The organism is Vannielia litorea (genome assembly GCF_018424695.1).
In the GTDB taxonomy this organism is placed as follows: Bacteria; Pseudomonadota; Alphaproteobacteria; order Rhodobacterales; family Rhodobacteraceae; genus Vannielia; species Vannielia litorea_A.
On record NZ_QTNQ01000170.1, the window covers coordinates 1 to 3206 of the forward strand.

Genomic DNA, 3206 nt, shown 5'->3' on the forward strand with positions numbered 1-3206 from the left:
GCCCTCAGACCATCGCACTACGGCTGGTCATCTTGCCGCTGTCGGGGTCAACCTGCCAGCCGTCCTCCCGCGTCCAGACAAAACCGCGCCCGCCCTGTCCCTGGTCATCCACCGGCGGCGACAGGTGGCGAGCGGTGCGCGCGCGGCCCTGAGGCGCCTGCACCGGGCTGCCCTCCTTGGGGGTGAGCCGGGGCCGCAAGAGCGCCATCGGATGCGCCCTCAGGCTCAGGCGCATCGCCACGTAATCCTCCACCACCTCCTCCCCGAGGCTCATCTCGGGCAGCACCGCCGCCGCCTCGGCAATCCCCTCGCCCTCCAGCGCGCCCGCGAAGAGCGGCAGCGGCGCATCACCCTTCAGCGCCTTGGCCGCCCAGAGCGCCTCACGCCGGCTCACACCCAGCGTGGCGAACACATCGGCCTCCGCCAGCGCCTCCACCATCTGCGGCGCCACCCCCGCGCGCCGCCACACCGCCGCCACGTCGCGATAGCCATTGCCCCGCGCGGCGCAAAGCCAGTGCGCCTCCTCTTCGCGCATCGCCTTGATCTGGCGAAACCCCAGGCGAAGCGCCAGCCCGCCCTCGCCGTCGGGCTCCATCGTGTTGTCCCAGAAGCTGGCGTTGATATCGACGGGCCGCACCTCTACCCCATGTTCCCGCGCATCCCGCACGATCTGGGCGGGGGCATAGAAGCCCATCGGCTGGCTGTTGAGCAGCGCACAGGCAAAGATGCCGGGGTGGTGCCGCTTCAGCCAGGCCGAGGCATAGACCAGCAGCGCAAAGCTCGCCGCGTGGCTCTCGGGAAAGCCGTAGGAGCCGAAGCCCTCGATCTGGCTGAAGCAGCGCGCGGCGAAATCGGCGTCATAGCCGTTCTTCAGCATGCCACGCATGAACCGCCCCTCGAAGTCGCTCACCCGCCCCAGCTTCTTGAAGGTGGCAAGCGCCCGGCGCAGCTGATCGGCTTCGTCGGGGCTGAACCCCGCGCCGATGATCGCGATCTGCATCGCCTGCTCCTGAAACAACGGCACGCCGAGCGTCTTGGCCAGAACCTCGCCCAATTCGTCGGAGGGAAATTCCACCTGCTCCTCCCCGTTCCGCCGCCGCAGGAAGGGGTGCACCATGTCGCCCTGAATCGGCCCGGGCCGGATGATCGCCACCTCGATCACCAGGTCATAGAAGCACCGGGGCCGCATCCGGGGCAGGAAGTTCATCTGTGCCCGGCTTTCCACCTGGAACACGCCGAGGGAATCCGCCTTGCAGAGCATGTCATACACCGCCGGGTCTTCGGGGGGCAGGCTGGCAAGGTCGAGCCGCTGGCCGTGGTGCTCGGCCAGGAGGTCGAAGGCCTTGCGGATGCAACTCAGCATCCCCAGCGCCAGCACGTCCACCTTCAGGATCCCCAGCGTGTCGATGTCATCCTTGTCCCACGGAATGACCGTGCGATCTTCCATCGTCGCATTCTCCACCGGCACCAGCTCATCCAGCCTCCCTTCGGTGATGATGAACCCGCCCACGTGCTGCGAAAGGTGCCGCGGAAAGCCCTGGATCTCCTCGATCAGGCTCAGCGTCAGCGCCAGCCGCTTGTCGGCGGGGTCCAGCCCGATCTCGCGCAGCCGGCTGTCCATCATCTGGCCAGAGACAGAGCCCCAGCCCCAGATCTGCGAAGACATCGCCGAGAGCGTATCGTCCGAAAGCCCCATCGCCCGGCCGACCTCCCGCGTGGCCCGCTTGCCGCGATAGTGGATGACGGTAGCGCAGAGCCCGGCCCGGTGGCGGCCGTAGCGCTCGTAGATGTGCTGGATCACCTCCTCGCGCCGCTCGTGCTCGAAGTCCACGTCAATGTCGGGCGGCTCGTCACGGGCCTCGCTGACGAAACGCTCGAACACCATGGTTCCGATCTCTGGGCTCACAGAAGTCACCCCGAGGCAGAAGCACACCACCGAATTGGCCGCCGAGCCGCGCCCCTGGCAGAGGATGCCGCGCGCGCGGGCAAACTCCACCACGTCATGCACGGTCAGGAAATAGGGTTCATAGCCCAGCTTCCCGATCAGCTCCAACTCATGCTCAAGCATGGCGCTCACCTTCCCGGGGGCGCCCGAAGGGTAGCGCCAGCGCAGGCCCGCGCGGGCCAGCCGGGCCAGCCGCTCGCTCGCGCTCTCACCGCCCGTCACCTCCGAGGGGTATTCATAGCGCAGCTCATCGAGCGAAAACGCACAGCGCGCCGCCACCTCGCCCGCCCGCGCCACCGCCGCCTCATGGCCCGCAAAAAGCCGCAGCATCTCTGCCTCGCTGCGCAGCCGCTGCTCGCCATTGGCCAGCGCGGCGCGGCCCAGCTCATCCACCCGGCAGCCCTGCCGGATCGCGGTGAGCACATCCGCCATCCGCCGTCGTGCGCCGTGGTGCATGAGCGGGCGGGCCGAGGCCACCAGTGGCACCCCGAGCCGCGCCGCCTCCCGCGCCAGCCGCGCGATCCGCCCCGCATCGCGCCCGTCATAGCGCGGCGCAGCACAGAGGCTCACCGCCCCGCCGAAGCGCTTCAGCAACCGGCGCGTCACCGCCTGCCAATCGCCCACAGGGTGCACCAGAATCTCCAGCCCCGCGCACCATTCCACCAGATCACCCAGATGCAGCAGGCAGGCCCCCTTCTCCGCCCTCAACCGCCCGAGCGACAACAGTCGGCACAGCCGCCCCCAGCCCGCCCGATCGCGCGGCAGAACCGTCGCCTGAAACCCGCAACTCAGCACCAGCCGCGCGCCCGGCAAAAGGCGCGGCACACAATCCACATCCAGCGAAGGCCCGCGCACCGCGCCCTTCGGGGCAGGCGGGCCAATCTCCCCATCCGCCTCAATCACCGCCCGACGCGCCGCGACCGAACGCGCAATCTCGCGACACCGTTGATGCGCCCGCACGATCCCCGCCACCGAGTTCTCATCGGCAATCGCCACCGCGCCCAGCCCCATCAAACCGGCACGCTCCATCATCTCCTCGGGGTGCGACGCCCCGGTGAGGAAGGTGAAGTTGGAAGTGGCAGAGAGTTCGGCAAACACGGGCGATTCCTTCGCCTCATATTTTCACGTTTTGTTCTCACGCTCAACGTCTGCCGAAAACACGGCCAAACCACATTTTCTTGCTGAAAATACTCAATCCCACTGCCCCCACCCGCACCAGCGCCCGAAATCGCAGACGCGCGCGGGGCGAGCGGGGTGGGTG

General features: G+C 68.4%; 1 protein-coding gene. It reads right to left on the bottom strand.

Annotated features, from left to right (window positions below; translation table 11 throughout):
- Nucleotides 1-4: 4 nt before the first annotated feature.
- Complete coding sequence (locus DYI42_RS23620) at nucleotides 5-3043, bottom strand: error-prone DNA polymerase (protein ID WP_213549542.1); 3039 nt, start codon at nucleotides 3041-3043, stop codon at nucleotides 5-7.
- Nucleotides 3044-3206 lie beyond the last annotated feature (163 nt).